General features: G+C 45.4%; 12 protein-coding genes. 3 read left to right on the top strand and 9 right to left on the bottom strand.

The features are described 5' to 3' along the window. Positions 1-7: 7 nt before the first annotated feature. Complete coding sequence (gene fdnG / locus ACO0KY_RS13130; protein WP_423046714.1) at positions 8-3079, bottom strand: formate dehydrogenase-N subunit alpha; 3072 nt, start codon at positions 3077-3079, stop codon at positions 8-10. A 590-nt stretch (positions 3080-3669) separates the two neighbouring features. On the opposite strand from fdnG, the gene ACO0KY_RS13125 reads away from it, so the two are divergent. From ACO0KY_RS13125 to ACO0KY_RS13115, 3 genes are all read left to right on the top strand, one after another. Then, the gene (locus ACO0KY_RS13125) at positions 3670-4254 is read left to right on the top strand and encodes a LysE family translocator (protein WP_423046712.1); all 585 of its coding nucleotides are present in this window, start codon (positions 3670-3672) and stop codon (positions 4252-4254) included. 9 nt (positions 4255-4263) lie between these two features. Continuing rightward, on the top strand, positions 4264-5721 hold the full coding sequence (locus tag ACO0KY_RS13120) for a PLP-dependent aminotransferase family protein (protein ID WP_423046710.1): 1458 nt from the start codon (positions 4264-4266) through the stop codon (positions 5719-5721). A 135-nt stretch (positions 5722-5856) separates the two neighbouring features. Next, a complete protein-coding gene (locus tag ACO0KY_RS13115) occupies positions 5857-7287 on the top strand; it encodes a M64 family metallopeptidase (protein ID WP_423046708.1) in 1431 nt (476 codons plus the stop codon). Positions 7288-7386: 99 nt separating this feature from the next. Here the strand turns inward: ACO0KY_RS13115 and ACO0KY_RS13110 are convergent, their stop codons facing one another. The 8 genes from ACO0KY_RS13110 to ACO0KY_RS13075 form a co-directional block, all read right to left on the bottom strand. After that, entirely contained in the window at positions 7387-7917 is a 531-nt protein-coding gene (locus tag ACO0KY_RS13110; protein WP_423046706.1) for a hypothetical protein, read from the bottom strand. Positions 7918-8087: 170 nt separating this feature from the next. Then, on the bottom strand, positions 8088-11975 hold the full coding sequence (locus ACO0KY_RS13105) for a pilus assembly protein (protein WP_423046704.1): 3888 nt from the start codon (positions 11973-11975) through the stop codon (positions 8088-8090). Between the two features lie 41 nt (positions 11976-12016). Next, positions 12017-12628, bottom strand: coding sequence for a pilus assembly PilX family protein (locus tag ACO0KY_RS13100; RefSeq protein ID WP_423046703.1), 612 nt, complete (start codon positions 12626-12628; stop codon positions 12017-12019). A 3-nt stretch (positions 12629-12631) separates the two neighbouring features. Further along, positions 12632-13816: a PilW family protein gene (locus tag ACO0KY_RS13095; RefSeq protein WP_423046701.1), complete on the bottom strand. Its 1185-nt coding sequence runs from the start codon at positions 13814-13816 to the stop codon at positions 12632-12634. Next, positions 13813-14208: a type IV pilus modification protein PilV gene (gene pilV / locus ACO0KY_RS13090; protein WP_423046699.1), complete on the bottom strand. Its 396-nt coding sequence runs from the start codon at positions 14206-14208 to the stop codon at positions 13813-13815. Before pilV ends, ACO0KY_RS13095 begins: the two co-directional genes overlap by 4 nt. 1 nt (position 14209) lies before the next feature. Beyond that, a complete protein-coding gene (locus ACO0KY_RS13085; RefSeq protein WP_423046697.1) occupies positions 14210-14794 on the bottom strand; it encodes a GspH/FimT family pseudopilin in 585 nt (194 codons plus the stop codon). Beyond that, positions 14788-15276 carry a type IV pilin protein gene (locus ACO0KY_RS13080; protein WP_423046695.1) on the bottom strand — a complete coding sequence of 163 codons (489 nt, stop codon included), beginning with the start codon at positions 15274-15276 and terminating at the stop codon, positions 14788-14790. The genes ACO0KY_RS13085 and ACO0KY_RS13080 overlap by 7 nt, the downstream gene beginning before the upstream one ends. 644 nt (positions 15277-15920) lie before the next feature. Beyond that, positions 15921-17552 (bottom strand): diguanylate cyclase domain-containing protein, encoded by a 1632-nt coding sequence (locus tag ACO0KY_RS13075; RefSeq protein WP_423046693.1) that lies wholly within the window; start codon positions 17550-17552, stop codon positions 15921-15923. Between the last annotated feature and the right edge of the window lie 520 nt (positions 17553-18072).

The following is an 18072-nucleotide window of genomic DNA, read 5'->3' as shown; positions in this document are numbered from 1 at the left end:
TATCCTCCTAGGCTTTTTCAACTTTCACCAGGAATGATTTGAATTCCGGCGTCTGGGAATTCGCGTCACCTACTTCTGGTGTCAGTGTGTTGACCAAATAGCCTGGTTTGGCTACACCTGTAAATCCCCAATGGATAGGTAGTCCAACGGTCTGCACCGCTTTACCTTCAATCATCAATGGCTTGATACGCTTCGTGACAACCGCTTTGGCAATAATGTGGCCGCGCTTGGAGCTCACTTTGATTTTTTCGCCTGCTTTGACACCGACTTGTTTGGCTAATTCTTCGCCTATTTCAACAAACTGTTCCGGTTGAATGATCGAATTCAAACGTGCGTGTTTGGTCCAATAGTGGAAGTGCTCGGTCAAACGGTAGCTGGTCGCCACATGCGGATATTCGTCATGGGTACCTAACTGCTCACGATCACCCGCAAAAATCCGTGCAGCTGGATTGCTGGTAGCGCGTGCATTTTTAGGATGCAAGGGGTTGTAGCCCAGCGGGTTTTCAAACGGTTCGTAATGCTCGGGGAAGGGCCCTTCATTCATTGCTTTGGAGGCAAAGAAACACGCCACGCCTTCGGGTGCCATAATGAATGGTCCCATACCGTTTTCTGGCGGCTCATCGGCTTTAAAATCCGGTACGTCAGCACCAGACCAGGTCGTGCCATTCCATGCAATTAATTTGCGCGTTGGATCGAATGGCTTACCGCTCACGTCACAAGATGCACGGTTGTACAACACACGACGGTTGGCTGGCCACGCCCACGCCCAGTTGAGAGTCTGACCGATGCCAGTTGGATCACTGTTATCTCGACGCGCCATGTTATTACCAGCTTGCGTCCACGAACCAGCAAAAATCCAGCAACCACTGGTTGTCGTACCATCATCACGCAGCATGGCAAACGAAGGCAATTGCTCACCTTTTTTTACCAAGACCTTGGTTGGGTCTTTAGGATCGGTCACGTCCGCCAAAGCACGACCGTTAAACTCTTTCGCCAATTCTTCCGGACGTGGTGCATACGGTTTTGCGTAAGGCCAGGACAGGTTGACAATCGGATCAGGGAATTTACCACCGTCTTTTTTATACATCGAACGCAAACGCAAAAAGAGACCAGACATGATATCGATATCGCTGCGTGCCTCGCCCGGTGGTTCTGCACCTTGCCAATGCCATTGCAATACGCGCGAAGAACTCACCAGAGAGCCGTTTTCTTCAGCAAAACAAGTCGTCGGCAAGCGGAAAACCTCGGTCTGGATTTTTGATGGATCAACATCATTAAATTCACCGTAAGGTTTCCAGAACTCTGCAGTTTCGACCGCCAATGGATCCATCACCACTAAGAACTTCAGTTTAGATAAACCTTCGGAGACTTTTTTCTTATTCGGCGCAGACGCCAAAATATTAAAGCCTTGCGTGATGTAGCCGTTCATCTTACCTTGATGCATCAATTCTATGGCTTGCATCATGTCGTAAGGCTTATCCAACTTAGGCAAATAATCATAGCCCCAGTTGTTCTCCGCTTTGGCAGCGTCGCCCCACCAGGTCTTCATGAGACTAACGTGGAATGCGCGATAGTTTTTCCAGTAACTGAGCTGATTTGGACGTAACGGCTTTTTCGCACGAACGCCGATATACGCTTCAAAATCCTGTTCACTCTCGGACGGTAAAGTCATATAGCCCGGCAGCAAATTAGACATCAGCCCCAGATCGGTCAAACCCTGAATATTCGAATGCCCACGCAAGGCATTCATACCGCCGCCGGCAATACCAATATTTCCGAGCAACAGTTGCACCATCGCACCAGTACGGATCGTTTGCGCACCGGTACTATGATGCGTCCAGCCAAGCGCATACAGGATTGTCGCCGCACGACCAGGTACAGCGGTCGATGCCAGCGTTTCAGCAACGTGGGTGAATTTTTCTGCTGGTACGCCACAGACGCGAGTCACCAATTCGGGCGTATAGCGGGAATAGTGCTTTTTCATCAACTGGTACACGCAACGCGGATGGTTCAGCGTCGGATCCACCAATGCGTAACCATCCGGGCCAATTTCGTAGCTCCAGGACGATTTATCAGTGTACTTACCCGCTTTTTCATCGTAGCCAGAATACAGGCCGTCATTTAACGCAAAGTCTTCGCGCACGATGAACGGCATGTCAGTGTAGTTCTTGACATACTCGTGCTGAATCTTGTCGTTAGTAAGCAGGTAGTTAATAATCGCACCCAGAAAAACGATATCCGTTCCTGTGCGCGTTGCCACATAATAATCGGCAACCGATGCGGTACGCGTAAAACGCGGATCGACCACCACCAGCTTCGCTTTATTATGCGCTTTTGCTTCTGTGACCCATTTAAAGCCACAAGGATGCGCTTCGGCGGCATTGCCACCCATGACAAGGATTACATCAGCATTTTTGATGTCTACCCAATGATTCGTCATCGCTCCACGGCCAAACGTCGGGGCAAGACCTGCCACCGTCGGACCATGTCATACACGCGCCTGATTATCGAATGCCAGCATCCCCAAACTGCGCATGGTTTTATGCGTCAGATAACCAGTTTCATTGCTGGATGCTGATGCGGCCAACATGCCAGTCGTCAACCAGCGATTGACGGTTTTTCCATCGGCCGTTTTTTCAATAAAGTTGGCATCGCGATCCTGCTTCATCAGTTTGGCGATACGATCCAAGGCATCGTCCCATGACATCTTTTGCCATGCATTCGTGCCCGGGGCACGGTATTCCGGTACCAGCAAGCGATTTGGACTATGAATGAAATCGATCAGACTAGCACCCTTAGGACACAAGGTGCCGCGATTGACAGGATGATCGGCATCACCCTCGATATGAATAATGCTGGCGGTCGCGTTTTTTGCGCCATCGCCGAGCCCGTACATCAGAATGCCGCAACCAACTGAGCAATACGGACATGTATTGCGCGTTTCGGTGGTGCGGGAGAGCTTGTATTGCCGCACTTCTGCAAGCGCTGCTGTCGGCATGAATCCGAGCAGAGCCAGGCTGGAGCCTGCAACCGTAGAGCCGGTTATCTTGAGAAACTGTCGGCGAGAGATTTGCGTCATGGCTATCCTCGTTCGTGGTAATAGGTATCGCGTAATAAAAATATTAAACGATATATTCTAAAAGAACAGAAAAATCTTACCACATCAGGATCAGAAGGGTGATTCATATCTCACGAGAGATAAGAGTAAGATTTATAAGAAATATTAAATTTAATTTGTTAAATATTCTTGAGATAAGTGCTACACCCGACAAACAAACACAAGACAAAGTCTGAGATCAATGAAATCGACTGCAATGCCAACTTTTGGCGCAAAAATGTTTTTACAAAAATCGTCGATATACTCTCGAATTGAAGATCAACGGGTATAGCAAAATGGATTCATAAGAAAAACAGGGCAGCCAATTGGGACATCTGTCACCGGAAAAATCCGTCCAAGCGGTGGCATCAAAAATCAGGCTTAAGTGACCGCTGAATTTCAAATGCCATTCACATCATTCCAGTTAAAAAATTTGAAGAACTAGAAAAGTCAGGTAACTGTAGGGGTAACTGGATTGATACAGAGTATGTTTGTATTCTATACCTTGTATCTTGCCGCTTTTTTACCGCGGTTTTAGACTCGTTACACCTCCAATTTACCGATCGTATTCAATGACAGAATTACTCCCTTTAATGAGCTATTGCCTTGTGATGTCAGGTACTCCGGGACCGAACAATGTCATGCTCGCTACCTCTGGTGCCAATTTTGGATATCGTGGTGCGCAACCCGCGATTTTTGGCATCCAATTCGGCGTGTTCGTACAAACGGTCGTCACCTGTCTCGGACTCGGTAGTGTTTTCGTTGCCTATCCCATCACACAACAAGTACTCCGTATCGCGGGTTCCTTGTATTTGATGTATCTAGCCTATAAGCTCAGCGGCGCATCAATAAGCGAGGCACACGCACCGCAACAGGTATCCTTCACGCAAGCCGCTATTTTTCAGGCACTTAATCCCAAGAGTTGGGTCAAAGCCGTTACTTTGGCATCGGTATTTATGCCTGCCGGAGCCAATGCTATCAATGGGGCGTTAATGCTGGCGATCATTGGAACGTTTATTGGTACGCCCTGCAACATTATGTGGGCTTTGTTTGGCGTATCAATTCGTAACCTGCTCAAAGATCCACGTAAACAGCGTGCTTTCAATTTAACCATGGGAGCGATACTACTTATGCTCGCCATTCTATTTTTGCGTTAGACTTCCGTCATGTTCTCTATCGACCGTCTATCAAGCATCCCCCTATCGAACCAGATCGAGGAAAATTTGCGCCGTTTGGTCGAGAGTCGGGCGCTGCCTGGCGGTGCCAAGCTGATGTCGATACGACAACTTGCCACGCATCTGGCGGTCAGCACCAATACCGTCGTGGTCGCTTATGACAGGCTGGTGGCTGGCGGTGTGATTAACTCTCACGGCACTGCTGGTTTTTTTGTCTGTTCAACCAGCGATGCAAACAGAGTTAGTCCCGATGAAATTGCGCTGGAAGCAGGCGAACAACAAGAACCGGTATGGCTAGCGCAACAAGCCAATGATCAACGCGCGGGAATTCTCCTAGCCAGCAGCGGTACCCTGCCACCAACCTGGCTACAAGATGCGGTACCGGGCACCGCAGTGCAAAGAGCCTTAACTCATAGCGCGGCCGGAATGGCCTCGCGTTGCCCACCCCAAGGGTTGCCAGAACTGCGCGAACATATCGCCCAGCTATTGCGCGGCATTGGCATTTCTGCTGATGCAAGCCACATACTCACCACTTTCGGCGGCACCCATGCGATCGACCTGATTTGCCGTAGCTTCTTACAGGCTGGCGACACCGTGTTGGTGGAAGACCCTGGTTATTTCCTGATGTTTGGGCGATTGCGTCAGGATGGCGTACGTGTCATCCCCATCAAACGTAAGGTCGATGGTCTTGATCTGGATGAATTGGAGGCGGCCTGCCACGAACATCGGCCACGCCTGCTGTTTGTACAAACGGCTTTGCATAATCCCACCGGGTGGAGCAGCAGCGCATCCAATTTACACAAGGTGCTCATGTTGGCACAGCAGTATGGATTTTTGATCGCAGAAGACGATGTTCACGGCCATTTTCAACAAGGACATGCCACGCGTCTGGCTTCATTGTCCGGTTTAAATGGTGTGATTTATTATTCTAGCTTTTGCAAAGCACTCAGCCCGGCCTTACGCATGGGATACCTCGCAGCCACTCCAAATTTATTAAAAGTGCTCATGAGAACCAAAATTCATTCTGTCATGACCATGCCAGCCCTCAATGAATATGTTCTGCTAGAAGTACTCAAGGCCGGAAATTTACGTAAACATCTGGACCGTTTGCAACGAAAGATCATGGCAGCTCGTAACACTAGCACGCGGCAATTGAGCGAGGCGGGTGTGCTATTCGAACAGCCGGGCGAAGCAGGTATTTTCCTGTGGGGAACGATGCCAGAGGGACTCGATATCGACCTACTGGTGCAAGATGCCTATCGCAACAAAATTTTGCTCATGCGCGGCGCGGCGTTCTCGGCCAATGACACGCCTGACAGACATATTCGTTTCAACGTCGCTTTTAGTCAGCAACCACAATTGAGCGACTATCTACGTGATCGACTGCAAGCAGTGGCCGAGGCACACTCAAGCCTCACCCGGGCCAGCGTTGTTACTCGGGCGAGTTAGCAATGTACACGTAAGATCATTTTTCATCTCTAAATCATTTCTTAAGATGAGTTATTCGTTTTGGTAGTGCACCAAGCAAGGTTCCGGGTTTACAATTGTATTTTGGTAAAACAATATCTATCATCCGGAGCCCTAATGACCTACTCACCTTACGCCTTTTTTGGCGCTGCACTACTGGGTTTATCACAACTCGCCTACGCAGCCCAGCCAGCAACAATACGTGTTGACTATATGCATAGTGGCAATGCCGCCGCAGAGCAATATGCGCTGGAACGAGTCTTGGTAGAACCATTGCCGTGGCCGGGAAATATGAACCAGGCCATCGATAATTCCAATCTCGGCAACAATAAAGTTGAAGTTACCGATCTGACCACAGGGAAATTACTATATTCACGTGGTTTTTCTACGGTATTTGGTGAGTGGCGCAGCACTGATGAAGCCAGTAAAATCAGCCGCGGCTTTCAAGAGTCTGTGCGTTTTCCCAAACCAGAACATCCGGTCAAAGTCAGTCTTTTTAAACGCGACGCAAACAACGCCTTTGTACCTTCCTGGAGCGTTGACGTAGATACGGACGCGCAAGATGTGATTCGCAAACAAGGCCCTGCTCCAGCAAAACCTATTCCAATTCATGTTTCAGGTGCATCGGTAGATAAGGTCGATTTATTGATTTTGGGTGATGGTTATACCTCAGCACAAATGTCAAAATTCAAAGCTGATGCGACCAGATTGAGTAAGCATTTGTTTGAGGTGTCGCCTTTCAAAGAGCATGCGAAAGATTTCAACGTCTGGGCCATGGCTGTTCCTACGCAGGAATCTGGCGTATCACGCCCATCAACCGGTATTCACCATGCATCAGCTTTGGGTACCCGCTATGACATCTTTGGCAGTGAACGCTATGTGCTTACCACTGATAATCGTGCCTTACGTGATATAGCGCAATACGCGCCCTACGAATTCATTGAAATTTTAGTCAATAACGAAACCTATGGCGGCGGCGGTATTTTTGGTCAATTCAGCACCGCGGCAGCCAAGAATGATTGGTCTAATTATTTATTTGTGCATGAATTCGGACATCATTTTGCAGGCCTCGCAGACGAGTACTATACCTCGCCTGTTGCCTATAAACCAAGTGCCACCAAAATCGAACCTTGGGAACCAAATGCGACAGCATTGCTCGATCCAGCTAACCTAAAGTGGAAAGATAAAGTCGCAACAGATACGCCAATACCTACAACATGGCCTAAGCAAGCTTACGATGAGCATGCCAAAACGTATCAAAAGATTCGTGCTGAACTGCGCGCGAAAAATCGCCCAGAATCAGAAATGAGTACCTTATTCAAAGAGGATCTCGCCTTTAGTAAAAAGTTGTTTTCAGAGGCTAAATTTGAACACGTCACTGGCGCGTTTGAAGGTGCGAATTACGAATCAAATGGCTACTACCGTCCAGCAATGCAATGCATCATGTTTGATCGAAGCGATAAGTTTTGTGATGTCTGTAGCGCCGGAGTAGAGAAAGTTATTCAGATGTATTCAACACCAGATATCTCACAAAAAACCAAACAGTAGGCGAGCTTTTTGCTTAGGCTGACCTGATTGACTCAAAAAAAGGGCGACAGCATCTATATGCTTACGCCCTTTTTACGAAAGAAAATGCGTTTATTCATTTTATTCGTTTTTTGGTAGAGGCACGACTAAATCTAACTCGGAGAAATTAATTTCCAAATCCATATACGAAGGCATATCCACGCCCTTGCGACGACCCGGAATAAATTTAGTTTTATAAAATGCCGCTTGCAATTGATCCAGGACCTCAGAATTCGCGCTACCAACCTGTAACACGCGAATATCTTTTACAGTGCCTTTTGAATCAACGTAAATTCTCAATCGTATTGGTATCAACAGTTGTTGAATTTGCGGCACAGCGTCGAAATCTGGGGCAGACACAGGTATCGCAGCAATATCCATATCGATCGACGGCAAATAGGTAGACGGTCGTTGATCACTGACCTCAGGCATTTTTTTTTCAGGACGTTGTCGTGCTGCGAGAGAAATACTCTGATCTACGGTTAATTTCGCAACTTCCGCAGGTTGTTTTGCCTCGGATGTCGGAATATGGATCTTGTCGGTGGATGTACTTAATGGCCGATCAAAATTAATATACATAACCACAGGCGACGCTTGACTTTTGGTTTGCAAGCTTGCCCGAGACGGGACGCTAACATCTGAAAAATACAACACAACCCAGTGTAGCCCCAAAGAAATACAAAAACAAAGGAATCGAAAGTAGTTTTTCCGTTGAGGCAATGCTAACTCCGTAGCATTGCCCCAATGGACCAAAAGGTATTTACAAACCATCAATTATTGCGTTAATCGGCTGTAGGTAGCTCGCGCCAGTTCACGCGTTTTATTGATGTCGAATTACTAAAATCTGTTGGCACAGGGGTGACGCCAGTCGTTCCGCCGATAAGCAATCGTAAATGGTTACCAATATTCAGGAACTGTAGATCTGATACAGCCCCAGTTGATATGGATGTTATTGTTGCGCCAGTCGCGTCCTTCAATGCTGTTTTACCAGTTCCCATAGCCACAGCATACGTTAGCCCGCTCGACGATGGATTACAAGGGTCACCATTGGGCGTAACAGTTGCGAAAGCAACCAATCCCGCCGAACTACTCGGAGTAACGACAATGCGTGCAGCCACACCTAGTGTATTAGTCGTCAAATCAAAATACCATCCCATTGGATTACTTGGATTAGACCCTATGCCGGAAATCAGATTCGTATTTTGCGCCATATTACTTCTAGTAATAGGGAAACTGATGCCAGTAGGTAGCGACGCTGATGTAGAGAAAGTTGTATCAGTACCATCTGGAATAGCATAAAACGTCTGCTTTTGGGTGCTTGAAAGATCCTGAGTGCCTAAAAGCGCGCCGGTACCGATAAGAACATAACGCTTATTTGTATTAGGATCAATTTCGATCAGTGGTCGCGTTGTAACCGGTTGTGCCAGAGTGTTCGAGTCAGTCAGCGTAGCAAACTTAAGCGGCGCGGGGTAATTTGCACTTGAATTTGATGTTACATCAATGCGCCAAATGTTACCCAACAAATCGCCAGCATAAATGGCATCGGCCGTGTAATCAAGAAAACTTCCAACATAGGCAGATACGTAAGCAAGACCAGCAGGTTGGGTGACTGAACCTACTCCGGTCGCTACCGCCTCAAGCAATGCTCCGGTAGCCGGATTCACAAAGAAAAAATAACCTTTGCCGTCACTGTTGTTATACCCGGACGTGAACACAATAACCCAGCCATATTTTGCCGTTTTAACAACAGCGGGTGGGCCATAAGAGTATCCCATACGTGAGTCCGTAAACTCCCATAAAACTTTGCCCGCCACAGTAGACTCGCTAGTCCAAGTACTTGGATCGGTGACATCAATCGCATAATAACCTTTTCCACCTTTACCGAGACCACCTATCAGCACTGACTTCCAGTTTGGCTTCGTCCCTGTACTTTGATAAGTATTGGTAAGGTCTATATCAAATACCTGCTGTGGCCCATCAACAAAATAATGATGAGTGAAAGTAGGGTTACCTAATGATGCCAGACCACTGACAGGCGCAGTGCTAGCTGTACCGTAGACGAAACTTGGTACATAAGCAAATAGTTCCTGACCACCGGTATCTTTTGGTGCAGTTGTCGCAGTACCATCAAAGGCATGCATCATGCCGTCGTTTGAACCCGCGTAAACGATTGTTTTGCGGTTTGCGTATAAGGCCTTAAATGCACTATATCCCGCGTTATAACTTTCAGCATACTGTTCACCAGGGGGGCCAACTGGTAACAGTTTAGCATTCACAATATCGCCTAACACCGCAGCACGTGTCCTATACACCCCTGCCACTTGTGACGAATCGACCTGCCCAATTTCTCCTGTACGTACACCGCGTAAATAAGCCAAATATTTGTCGGCAGACTGCGATGCAGGATCAACACCGCTCACATTTGCAAAAGTTGCGTAATTAGTTGGATTATTAGTATTAAAACTCGCCTTTTGAAACGGAAAAGCAGCGCCTTTACTTGTACAGCAGGTAACAATATTTCTGTTTGCTTGCGTTGCCAATATGGATTGCGCGCTCCAAATCTGAGTAAATGTTGGCGTGCCAGCACTATCGTAGGTTATCGTACTTGCAAGGACGTCACCAGTCCAGTTACCAGAATTATATTGCGTGGCGTAACTGAGATTGTTGGACGAGCCAACTCGACCTGAGGTAGTAGAGAAAGTGGTACCCGAGCCAGTAATATTACTAATAATACTAGCAAACGCACTATTGAGTCCCGCTACCATCACATCTGCCTGAGCGCCACTAAACAAATTATCTGGGCGCGGATTCGTTCCGAACTTGTCCGAATTGGTATGCCACATCGCATTTGTCATTGCGGTGGTTTTACTACCTATCGTCAAAGTATTTGTTGTATTGGTTGATGCGTATGGTTGAAAATCTTTAGGAACCGAAAAACCACCGTATTTGGTCGCCAGATAATATTTATTATTATTAGCATAAACTTGATTCTCCCAAACGTCGACCCAGTATGTAGAAATGGTTTGCGGGTAATATTTAGGCGTAGTTCCATCCGTATTTAACCAATCATTGGGTCGCATATCTTTTGTGTGGGAGTCGTAAGCAAGTCCCGCCATAAAATAGCTGGTGTAGTTGCCGGTTAAAGTTGATCCCAAATTGCTAATGCCTTCCAAAGTACCTACCATGTCAGTCGCCACCTTCACGTCGACTGTAGTATCAGTCGGTCTTGATGCCTTTTCATAGTTCACATTACCTATTTTACTTCCTGGCAAATTGGCATCCGCATGGGTATTGTTATCACCAATACCCAAGATAAAATTCTTTTGACATGAATAAAGAATAGGATCCTGCCAGGCAGTGATAACCGGAAACCCGTCAATCATTGCTGTGTTTGCATTATCAGTATATGTCGACCAATTACCTAAATTTTTATAATAGCGAATCCCGGCATAATAAAGCTCACTCACAGGGTCATATGTTTTGTAATATTGTGCAGACTGTCCGAACTTATTGAGATAGTTGATAACACCACTATTAGATACACCTGAGTTAGTCGCATCAGCAGGATTCGGATTATTAATCATCACTCCGGTCTTACTATCCCACTCTGCATTAGTATTGGTCTGAGCGACTTGTGCCGCAAACAATTTACCAGTTTTATCAGTCGCACCAGGCAATGGAGGAACCGTGGGAGCGATAAATTTCATATTCGCGCGCAACACACCACCGTCACGATTAATACTTGGATCATTCAAATAACCGAACACACCAAAGCGTATCTTTTGAGAGTACTTCTGCAATAAACCTTCGGGCTTAAATCCGGACGCATATTGTACGCAATTCGATTCCAATGAAACTGTCTTATCGCAAACCTTGACACGCAAATCCAACGCATAGACCGCCGTTGAAACTGCACTCTTATTATATGAATTTTGTCCGGTGTATGGTGTCGTTCCAGATAAGCGTAATGGAGTTTGATTACCACCATTTGCATTAACGGCTGTCACTGAGTCTGGGTTAGTAGTGCCGGAAACCAAAATTTGGTTGCCCGCCCCCCACGAGCGTGAAGATACGTTTGTCCAACCTGAAAAAGGAGTAGCCGCAGCAATATCACTTGCATTAATGATACTTTTATTTACCGCTTCACCGCTCCCCCCCTGACCTGATGCCCATGCCCGTTCTAAAATAGTGATGCTTGGACTGTCGTAAGAACGGTAACCCCCTGTCAATGCCCAACGGAAAGTATCAATGGTTTGCATCGACACCCAATTCAGCCAGTTACCGCTCCACAATGGAGAACTAGCACTGCTAGAGCAAGAATGATTAACTGCCATACTGTATGGCTGAAAATACCCCATGCCAGTCGTATCATCGACCGGAGTTGCGACATAAATATAACATTTTGCCGGATCAAAATAGCCGATAAACGTCCCTGCCGAGGTGTAAGGGCTGCCTAGAGTGCCACTAGGTGGATAGGCCCAGCTTAACGCCGTCGGATATTCCACCGACAAAGAAAGTAGCAAATTGCCAGGAACCGCAACACCGGTCAACAAGGGCTGATCTGCAAGCGCAGTTTGAGCTGGCGCATCCATAGAAAAAATGATAGCTCCAGCAACTATGATGCTGGCAGAAATACTTTGAAATTGCTTCCAAGTGGCGGGCGTCAACATTTTCATTTCCTTTAATTCTTCATCTTAACTTCGACGACAAATCACATCGTGACTGTCGATTGCATATAACTTTGCGTATTTCTAGGACCTGTAATTCGGACGCTGATCCTGTACACAACACTCATCGTCGGAGTACCTTTACTTACATTCGCTGTGCCGCCCTTTTTTGCCGCTCCGTCAATACAGTTTGTCGGAGTCGGAAAGCCATTCTGGATGCACATTCTATCTATCACAAAACGAATAGAAACCGAAGAAGTGGTATCTTGGACGTCCGCGAATGCCATTCCAGCCGTCTTCCATAAAGCGTCATTCGTGAGCATGGATGGCACCCCGGTCGGATCAGAGCTCAGCAACGTCGCGGAATAATTAATCGCTGGCAGATCAACGTACAAGCTGTCATATGCTTGTGCTTTCAAATTCGTTATTGCCGCAGCAACGCCGCGCTCACCTTGATTAATCAAATCACGTTTAAATGCTAAATTACCTGAAAGAAGCAACGAAGTATCAAACGAACGCACCATAGCGACTGCTGAAATCAACAATATGACCAGAGCAACTAATGTGACAAATAAAATTATCCCACGTTGACGTTTCGGTCTAAAACCTACGCCGAAAGTTCTTCGCTGGATGGGAGAAGTATGAACTGAGGCCATAATCTAATTCAACAATAAAGAGTTGCGCAACGGAATTGTCAATTCGATCGTACGATATCGAAAATTTTGCTCTGCCGGCAAAAGCTTTCGGGTGTAAGTTAACGTGGCGCCAAGATCAGAAAATAAAGTTAAGGGTCCTGGGGTTACCGTTGGTACTGTTACTTTTTCACTTAAAGCAGTTCTGGTAATCAATCCAAGACGTATTGCCTTAATGTTCTTTAAAATAGCTATGGACGCGGCGCTACCATTTTGAAGCGTAATGTAATCATAATTCGCCGCATCTGGTTTTATGAATGTATCTGGTATTCCGTCGCCGTTAGTATCCACAAAATACAGTGCATGCATTTCAAAAATACCATCGGCAATCGGTATTGCAGTGTTAAATGTACCGCCTTGAAGCAAGTCATATTGAAACAAAACATTATTATCACCAACGCCAATCAATTGAAAACTTGGCATGTTCGCTGGCGAATTACCGATATTTATCGCGAAGGCAGCATTCGTATAAGTGGTCAAATTGGCCGTGCCTATCGGATTAGCAGAATAGGTACCACCTAAATCGACAGTAGCAATACCCGGACCGTTCGCATATCCACTGGCAACTTGTTGAATCATACAAGGTTGATTTGGTTCAACAATCAACGTCAAATCATTTTTATAGAAAGCAAGAGAATTAATCAAATTGAGCTGATTTGCCTTGGCAACGTTAGAAAATGGCGTAGGAACCTCTCCAAAACCAGCTGAACCGGACATCGTTATCAGCACATCCGAAGTATTGCCGCTGAAATTCGGCGTGGTCAAGTCCTTAGCAATGATCAAAGGAGCAAGCGTGTAAATTCCTTTTAAATTTGTGTTCAATGTGGTGAACGGAGCGGCCATACTGGCGCCAGTAAATGGCAGTATCTGGTTACCGTTCGAAGAAGAAAACAATTTACAACCATAGGTTGGCGAAAAATTCGCAGATAATCCTGAACCTGCTGCACGTATCGTTTTTTCCAGCTGATACATCGCATAATTGCCGGCCTGATTGATATCATTTACTGATGTCAGTGTTCGCTTTTTTCCTTCGCTGGTAGATAGCACACCAGAAATTGCAAGTGACATTAACAATACTACAACAATGGTGACCATCAGCTCGATCAAAGATAATCCACATTCCGACTTACGATAATCCAATTTAATATTCATGGCATGGCGATTTGAGTTATGTACTGGCTTTGCGTCGGTAACGAAGGCTCTTGCCAGGTAATTGTTACTGTTACCACGCCATTGGCATCAGGGGCGACCGTTCCATTAGCTGATGGCAATCCTGAAACAGTGCTATTTTTCACCCTCGCATTCCACGCATCTATCGTGGCTTGCGGTAAAGACAAGGTTTTTTGATTCCACATGCTTGCAACAATCTCACTAGCTAAGATCGACGCCCGCCCTCTGTCTTCTGAGTAATACGAAGAGTTGGTAGCTTTCGCTTGCATAGCAATCAAACCAAGAATCCCAACCGAAAATATCAAAAGAGACACCAGCACTTCGATTAATAAAACACCAGACTGATTGCGAGGTTGTTGTAATTTAAAGTTCATTTTAGCAACCATCGGGAGTTGTTTTCGAGAGGGTTTTGTTCTGATCACACATTCGGACTTGACCTCCCATAGAAACTAGAACTTGATATTTTCGGTCTGCATTTGGCGCTGTAACGGTAAAGTTAGACGATGCAGCAGTACAATTTGCGCCAAAAGTGGCATTAGTTGTCGAGTTTGCAACCAATCGTCCCATTGAGTTAAAGCAAATGACTGAAGTACCCGTGATTGCAACTCCACGTGCAACGTCACCGAAAGATCCACCTTGGACATATGGTGTATCAACAGTTTCTGTGGAAACAATTGGTAGTGCCTGTATATACCAGTAAGATGCTGGACTGGCTGCTTTAACACCCGCAGCAGGCTCTGTGTTAGTCAACACGAATGCGACCTGCCGGTTTCTCTTAACAGCCTCAGCTTGAGCAACACGTACGCCGTTTTGTAGGGCTTCCGCAACACTACGTGCTTTATTATTAGCGATCCATCCAGAAAACCCTGTTTGCGCAAGGTAAATCAAAATCGATAGTATCGTTAAAGTAGTAATGAGCTCAATAAGGCTAAATCCACGATTTGCAGACAACCTTAACATGTAGAACCTTTTTTCGTTATCCAGCAGGTAGCACCAGTGGCACTACCCCATCGCACGCCAACGGTGGAGCTTTGTACATTTGCGCTAGTAATACTGTAGGTAAATTTGCTATCCGGTTGCCCCTTACTATTACCTGTCGCGGTAATAGTGTATGTATTTTGGGTAACACCTGTGCATGTCAGCGTAAAATATTTCATAGGAATCGCCGCTAACGACTTCGTATTGCAAGGCGAGACAAGGGTTGTTCCTGTATCGTCATAGGTTCGGTTATCTTGGTAGAACTGCTCCATACTAGCTCTGATAGACGCCAAAGTAGTTGTCGCCTCAGTAATCTGCCCTCGCAGCACATAGTCGTTGTAGGCCGGCAAAGCAATCGCTGATAAGATTCCTATGATCGCCACAACGATCATTACTTCAATAAGAGTAAAGCCACGTTGCACTAGAGAACCGCGTTTGAGGGGCTTAAAAAAATCAGTTTGCATTTACATTTTCCACTAAAGACAGAATATAAAAAGGAAGAAGAATACCGGACGCGCGTACACGCCTCTTCAGGCGTGACGCATTTTGTCCACATCGCTGGACGCTTTTCAAGCTGGTTTAAACTTTATTAACAAATTCCAATCAATTTAGTCTCTTTTTGAGTGACCTATCTTTGGTTTTGTTGTTTTCTCTTAGATTGGCTTAATAAAGTGCCGCATTTCAACACCCTAACTCAAGGAGTTTTAAATTACAAACAAACTCTTACAACAGGTCATTCATATTAAAAATATTTTTATTTGCAAATTAGCCGTTTTTATAAAAAAACAATTAAAACAAAAAATATGGGTAGCGAACTATTTTAGCAAAGGTGACTTCACTGCTTAAAAAATATGCGAATATATTTACCAAATGCAATACTCCTTCATCTTAGCAATACCCTTCACCATGTCAACATCTGTAACAAAAAAAAACATGCGATAACATTAAGCCAAAAAGAGATCCCTCTCTTTCCCAGATAGGCAAAAACTTAAAGTACATAGCAGGGAACGACATTTAATAGACATACACATAGCGTTTATGTCGCAATATTACAAAAAGTTCAACTCAACTGACAATGAGGCTAACTGAGTTTGTTTCACTCAGCGTTTTAGGGAACATGTGTGCTTTCTGCAATTTCAAGCGCAAACTTATAACAATTTCTTCCGTCTTTTTTGGCTCTGTACATTGCCTTGTCTGCCAAGGTCATGAGAGTTTCTAATTCTTGAGAGTGATCCGGAAACATGGCGATACCAATGCTCGCTCCAACAGTTAACACCAAATCACCGATATAAAATACTTCTGATAAATTAGCGACCAATTTGCTGGCGATTAATGCAGCAGTGGATCTATCATTGCACTCAGTTACGAGCACAACAAATTCATCTCCCCCTAGCCGACCAACCAGATCTGATTGCCGGACGCCATCCCTGAGACGATCAGCGACCTGTTTGAGCAATTGATCACCGACTGCGTGACCGTACCTGTCGTTCACTAGTTTAAAGCCATCCAAATCAACAAAAAACAAAGCTAATTTATTTGCCTGACGTCCTGCTAAAGCCATGCTTTGGCGCATGCTAATCATAAAGGAACGACGATTCGGCAGGCCTGTCAAAGCGTCATGATGGGCAAGATAATTCATTTGCACTTCAGTTGCGATAAGCTTATCAACTAATAAGTTGAAACTCTCCAGCATCAAGCCAACTTCATCTTTTCTCTTTACGACGATTCGACTCAACGTTTTATCGCCTTGTGCCATTTCGCGCATAAGCTTAGCTGAAGATCGCAAAGGTCTGAATGCATACTCCAGAAACATGACCAAAATTAAAATCAGAATCGATGCCGAAACTACGCTATTTCGAACAAACGTACCCCAGATCAAACTAACCGGGCTCAGGGCTTCATCGGTTGGTATCTCTGCCAAGAGTATCCACTGCGCGGCTGGGATATCGGTTGCTACGACTAACATTTCTACGCCAGCAGAATCAGTATTAACACCGGACCCGCGCCAACCCAGCATAACCTTGTCATGAAAAGAATCACGGCCAATTTCCGGCGCACGCTGCAAACGTAAGGCGGGTCTTGAAGCGGATATAAAGAGCTGATCTCGCGGAGAAAACAAAATGAAATCACCGGTTTTTCCGAGATGAATTTTTTCCAACAAGTCAAGAAAGCTCGGCATACTTAGCTCAGTACTCCCCATCAAAACAGCGAGAATATGACCACCGTCGTCTTTGATCGGCACGCTCATATTAACCACTCCCTGATGCGTTGCTCGGCTGATTCCAGGTTTACCTATGTAAAAATCAGCACCATCGCGCGCTGCGATAAACCAGTCTCTTTCATTGAAGTCGAGTTGATGTCTGCCATTAATATGCGGATAATCAACGATAACGCCTTTCCCATCTTTAGGGACCACCACCATCCCTTGTGAAAACAGCGGAGAATATTCTTGTCGTTGTTGCAGCCATGCTTCCAATTTAGCCGTCTGAGTCAACAATGGCAAAGGAAATTCATTCGCTGTTTTCTCCAACAATTGCTGACGCTGAAGAACTTTTTCGTTGATATCCAACGCCACATAAGTTGCTAACGAACTTTGTTGAGCAGAAACCACTTCCAACATATTGTTACGAATCATATGCGCAGCGATGTTGTAGCGGATAACACTCCCAAAAAAAATGAATAGCAAGCCAACGGCGATGAGCCGAAATTTCAAGCCATGAGTAAAACTCAAAAAATGCATTATTTAATCCAACATTTCTGGTGAGCGAAATTTTCTTGCAATGGATGTTGATTAAAAACTGTGGCAAAACGTAATACTAAATTGCATAGCCAAAGCTATTATTTTCTCAAGCTATCTCATCTCGTTTTCTCAAATCACTTAAAAATTTTGGCACTCAAAAATGTATCTGTCACTGTGACCTGAGAAGATTGCTATCCACAATTTTCTTTATCACTTTCTTGAACAATTTCGATATTTTCGATATTTTTATTTAAGGATAAAACCACTCACTCCATTATAGTGCCGTGGATAAATATGTATTGCCATAACAAAAAATTATTGCCTCTGAATACCGTCCCCTGTTCCACTATAGATACAACAAAATTCCGTTTCAACAACACATTTCCAATTTACAAACCAGATCTGTTTATCTGCTGCTTTTTAAAAACCCTGCTATTGACCGCAAAACCGGAGAAAATTGGGACGCTCCATTGCACACCGATAGAGTTTCCAGTCGAAACCCCGTTCCCATTTAAACCGC

This window comes from Undibacterium sp. Dicai25W, from assembly GCF_049340505.1.
Taxonomy (GTDB): domain Bacteria; phylum Pseudomonadota; class Gammaproteobacteria; order Burkholderiales; family Burkholderiaceae_D; genus Undibacterium; species Undibacterium jejuense.
The sequence above is the reverse complement of the archived record's forward strand: the minus strand, read 5'-3'. Positions and strand labels throughout refer to the sequence as shown.